This window comes from Mycobacterium gordonae, from assembly GCF_002101675.1.
Classification (GTDB): domain Bacteria; phylum Actinomycetota; class Actinomycetes; order Mycobacteriales; family Mycobacteriaceae; genus Mycobacterium; species Mycobacterium gordonae.
Map to the genome: position 1 here is coordinate 1 of NZ_LQOY01000239.1, position 3,356 is coordinate 3,356.

2 protein-coding genes and 1 other annotated feature are annotated in these 3,356 nt (G+C 62.4%); of the genes, one reads left to right on the forward strand and one right to left on the reverse strand.

Annotation, left to right across the window (positions count from 1 at the left end):
* Positions 1–824 precede the first annotated feature (824 nt).
* Entirely contained in the window at positions 825–1,700 is an 876-nt protein-coding gene (locus tag AWC08_RS30490) for a pentapeptide repeat-containing protein (RefSeq protein WP_159460039.1), read from the reverse strand.
* A 161-nt stretch (positions 1,701–1,861) separates the two neighbouring features.
* Between AWC08_RS30490 and AWC08_RS30495 the strand changes: the two genes are divergently transcribed.
* Positions 1,862–3,123, forward strand: a protein-coding gene (locus AWC08_RS30495; RefSeq protein WP_142283916.1) for an IS3 family transposase whose coding sequence is annotated in 2 segments (ribosomal slippage) — positions 1,862–2,165 and positions 2,165–3,123 — 1,263 coding nt in all. Because the reading frame shifts where the segments join, the coding sequence is not laid out codon by codon here.
* Positions 2,161–2,292, forward strand: a sequence feature (AL1L pseudoknot). (Overlaps the previous gene by 132 nt.)
* Positions 3,124–3,356 lie beyond the last annotated feature (233 nt).

A 3,356-nucleotide genomic window follows, 5' to 3' on the forward strand; every position in this document is an offset into this window, starting at 1 on the left:
GATCAACCCACCAGCCCAGGAGGCCGACACGACCGCCGCTTAACACCCGATGGACTCATCCGCCTTGACAAGTTCCGACCGATCGGGCCGCGATCTGGCGCTCACTGCGCTAGGTACACATCAACAGGGCCATTCGCCGACCCCCCGCCACAGATGCCGGCGCCCGCGCCCCCGATCGCGCCTCTCTGCTCGCCCACGCAACCCGCCTGTTCATCACCGCGCCACCGCGGACCACCCTACGACATCCTAGTGCCGCACCGGGGCCCGAGGCGGGGACCAACCGCGGGCACCGGTAACACAACCCCGCAGGCGCACGGAAAGGCGCCGAAACGCCAGGAGCGTTGCGGCCGGACGTTAGTTGTTGTCGTCGTCGGTCGGTCATTTAAAATGCCTGTGAGAGAGCGTGTTTGGTACTCTACTTGACATAAGATAGCTTATCGGCTGAAAAACATTGCAGCGCAACAGTATTCGTAGAAACAGTTTCTTATTCCATTGCCAGAGTTGCATTTTGATGCTCCGCGTCGCCTCAGCGGTTGAGATCCCACCGCTTTCGGTCGCCCGAAAAGGACGGGCTCGGGGCGCGACTGGGACTAGATTCGTCAGTCAGGCCCGATAGCTGTGACATCCGGACATGCGAAGAGACAAACGTTTCGATAGCCGTGCACCACTCTCCCGCCCGCACATTACGTCACCGTGACGATATGAGCTCTCGCAACTAGCCTCCGCGTTCATCCCCCGGAGCCGCTCACGGCACGATGCAAGTCGCTAAGTCGGCGGAGTCACCGCGTGGTTGTCCAACAGCTTCCAGAACCATCCCATCCATTTCACCGGAATGCGGATATCAGTGGTGCATACGCGGGGTCGACGCGCGTGCCAGCCAGGATGGCGCCCTCGAGACGGAGATCCTCAAGCGTGCCGCCCAGGGTCGCGCCGGTGAGATTGGCGCCCCGCAGATCTACGTGCGACAACAAAGCGTCATCGATTGTTGCATTGGTTAGGTTCGCACCCCGTAGATCCGTTACTCCCCGACCCACCATTTCGCAGCCGGTGAGAACGGCCTCGGTCAGATTGGCCCCAGTCAAGACGGCGTCACCGAGTTTGGCTCCGCCCATCTTAGCGCCGACAAGCATTGCACCTAGCCAAATCGACCCCCGGGCGTCGGCTTCTTCTAGGTTGGCTGAGATAGCCTGCGCACCACTGGCATTCGCGCCAGATAGGATTGCCCTGGGCGCTTCTAGGCGGTTCATTCGCGCTCCGACGAGTTCGGCTCTTGCCAGGTTGAGTCTTTCGAAGGCGTGTGCATGTGCATCGGTGAGTAGCGCGTCGGTCAGGTCTGAATTCTCGAAACTGGCACCGCCGAGGTTTGCGCCGCTGAGGTTGGCCCCAACTAACCAACAGCGATCCAATACCGACCTGTAGAGGTGTGCACCTCGAAGGTCGGGGCTGAGATAGGCATCACTGCTCGACCTCTGAAGCAGATCCCCGAGGGCACCCGCGATGTGCTCCTGCGCGGCACCTACGTCGACGGTGGGGGGTTGGCGAAGAACTGAGCAGAGGAATTCCAGCGCGTCCTTGCGGATCAAATGGCGCTGATCAGACCTGGCGAGTGAGCAAAACGACTCCGCGGCTTGACGTTTGCGGCCGAGGTCGTCGGACTGAAGGTCGCTCAAAACTTTGCGTAGTTGGCTACGGATGTGCATAGGAGCCAATCTTGCCCTGTGGTGGGGACATGGCGGGAGTTCCATTGAATCGCGAGGGTAGGCGATCAATGTTGGGGCTTACTCGCGGTAGCCGGCGGGCCACGTTATGAATCGCCCTGGAAATCCCGGAGGCTCCTGACCTTGGAAACGAGGATGCAGGTATGCCGAAGGAACAGTCGTCTGGGAAGCCCACGGCGCGTCGCTATAGCCCGGAGGAAAAGGCCGCTGCGGTGCGGATGGTCCGAGCCCTGCGCGCCGAGTTGGGCACCGAGCAGGGCACGGTGTCGCGGGTGGCTCGCCAGTTGGGGTACGGCGTGGAGTCGGTGCGTTCCTGGGTGCGCCAAGCCGACATCGACGACGAGTACGCTCCCGGGGTGTCCAGCGCGGAGTCTGCCCGGATCAAGGAGCTGGAACAAGAGAACCGAGAACTCAAGCGCGCCAACGAAATTCTGAAGCGAGCGGCGAGTTTCTTCGGGGCGGAGCTCGACCGCCAACACAAGAAATAGTGGACTTCATCGACGCCCACCGCGAGGAGTTCGGGGTCGAGCCCATCTGCACCGTCCTGCGATCTGCAGGGGTGTCGATGGCCCCGAGCACTTACTACGACACCAAGACCCGTGCCCCGTCAGCGCGCGCCCAACGCGACGCAGAGCTTGGGCCGGTCCTGGTAGGACTCTGGGAGGACAACTACCGGGTATACGGGGCCCGCAAGCTGTGGAAAACGGCACGTCGGGCCGGCCACGACGTCGGCCGGGATCAGGTCGCACGGCTGATGCGTACCGCCGGCATCGCAGGGGCGCGGCGCGGCAAACGCGTACGCACCACCACGCCGGATCCCGCCGCGGCGCGACACCCCGATCTGGTAGGGCGGAAGTTCACTGCGACCGCGCCGAATCAGCTCTGGGTGACGGATCTGACGTTCGTGCCGACCTGGGCTGGGGTGGCCTACGTCTGCTTTATCATCGATGCCTTCAGCAGGATAATCGTCGGCTGGCGAGTCGCCACGCACATGCGCACCACGATGGTGCTCGATGCGCTGGAGATGGCGCGTTGGTCACGCGGAAACCTGTTGGCGGGCTTGACATGTCACTCCGATGCAGGATCGCAGTTCACGTCCATCCGCTACGGCGAGCGGCTCGCCGAGATTGGTGCGGTCCCCTCGATCGGGTCGATCGGGGACAGCTTCGATAACGCTCTGGCGGAGACGGTGAACGGCTACTACAAGGCCGAGCTGATCTACGGGCCCGCCCGCAGCGCGCCGTGGAGGACCGTCGAGGACGTCGAGCTGGCCACCCTGGGCTGGGTCTACTGGCACAACACCAGCCGCCTCCACGGCTACCTCAACGACATTCCACCGGTCGAGTTCGAAGCCGCGTTCTACGATGCACAACGGACCGACCAACCACTGATCGGAATCCAATAGCCCGAGTCTCCGGCAGAACCAGGGCGATTCATTAGGAGGTTCTGGCCGGTGTCGGTGCGCACGACCAGCACCTGGCATTGTCGGCAGCACCTTGGGTAATGATAGGGCGGCCTGACGACCTTTCCCGGTTCCGGTGCGCGCGCCCTGAACTGTCGATGTTTCGTCTCAAGACATCTTTGACGGTTTGTTCTCAAGACACGCTTGACGTTTCGGCGTTGTTCGTGATCTTGTTC